2 protein-coding genes and 1 pseudogene are annotated in these 925 nt (G+C 42.2%); all 3 read right to left on the bottom strand.

Going from position 1 to position 925, the window contains the following annotated elements; genetic code table 11:
• The coding region (locus BO225_RS00210; RefSeq protein WP_143356701.1) for an IS3 family transposase at positions 1-329 on the bottom strand (329 nt) is incomplete at its 3' end.
• Positions 330-409: 80 nt separating this feature from the next.
• Positions 410-697 carry a transposase gene (locus BO225_RS00205; RefSeq protein ID WP_076340276.1) on the bottom strand — a complete coding sequence of 96 codons (288 nt, stop codon included), beginning with the start codon at positions 695-697 and terminating at the stop codon, positions 410-412.
• A gap of 99 nt (positions 698-796) precedes the next feature.
• Positions 797-925: pseudogene (locus BO225_RS12585) on the bottom strand (IS3 family transposase); the annotation flags it as partial.

The following is a 925-nucleotide window of genomic DNA, read 5'->3' as shown; positions in this document are numbered from 1 at the left end:
CACCATACACTGTCGGGATCTTTTGGATTGAATTGTCTTTTCAGAAGATTGTGAAGTTTTCGATCATTCCCTTTAGATATGGTCGTTTTTATCTTGTGTTTCAGATATTTCGGTTTGATATTGGCTTCTTTCATGATCGAATAGACATACTTCTGGCATCCTTGGATCCCTTTCTTGTGCAGGATCTCTGCGATCTTGGGCGAGCCATACAGCTGGTGCGAATCGTTGTAGATCTTGACGATTGCTTTTTTTGTTTTTTCCCGTCGGACTTTTGTCTTGGATGGTTTTGATCTTAAATACTTGTAGTAGCCGGAAGGGCTCTTCTCCAATATAGCCAGTATACCCGCTATCGATGCTTTGGGATGTTTCTCTTTGTATTCCTGGACCGATCGATAGAGGAGACGAGCCGTTACTTGCCGAGTATACTGATTGCTTTTTTTAATACATTGAGCGCGTCCTGGGTATCTCTGAGCTGCTTTTTAAGATGGGCGATCTCTTTGGCTTCATCGCTGGCATAGTTGCCGGATCCTCTTACGACGACCTGATCGTCATGCTCTTTATAGCTTTTTACCCATCCTCCAATTGTTGTGTCATGGACTCCGAACTGTTGCGCGATCTGGGTGTAGGCAAGGTCTGGATGATCGAGTACATACTGAATCACCTGTTCCTTAAATTCTTTGTCATATTGCTTTGCCATTTTTCATTCCTCCTCATTCTGGAATTCAAATTGTTCTTCTTATGACATTCTACCACTTGAATTTTCAGAGGTTTAAGGGATGCACCATTAATACTAAATCCACAGGTCCATCACGCTGGTCAGATAGACAAATCCTTCTTCTGTCCAGATGTAGGTGATATCAGTACACCATACACTGTCGGGATCTTTTGGATTGAATTGTCTTTTCAGAAGATTGTGAAGTTTTCG

Origin of the sequence: Dubosiella newyorkensis, from assembly GCF_001945605.1 — a bacterium.
Lineage (GTDB): Bacteria > Bacillota_I > Bacilli_A > Erysipelotrichales > Erysipelotrichaceae > Dubosiella > Dubosiella newyorkensis.
The sequence above is the reverse complement of the archived record's forward strand: the minus strand, read 5'-3'. Positions and strand labels throughout refer to the sequence as shown.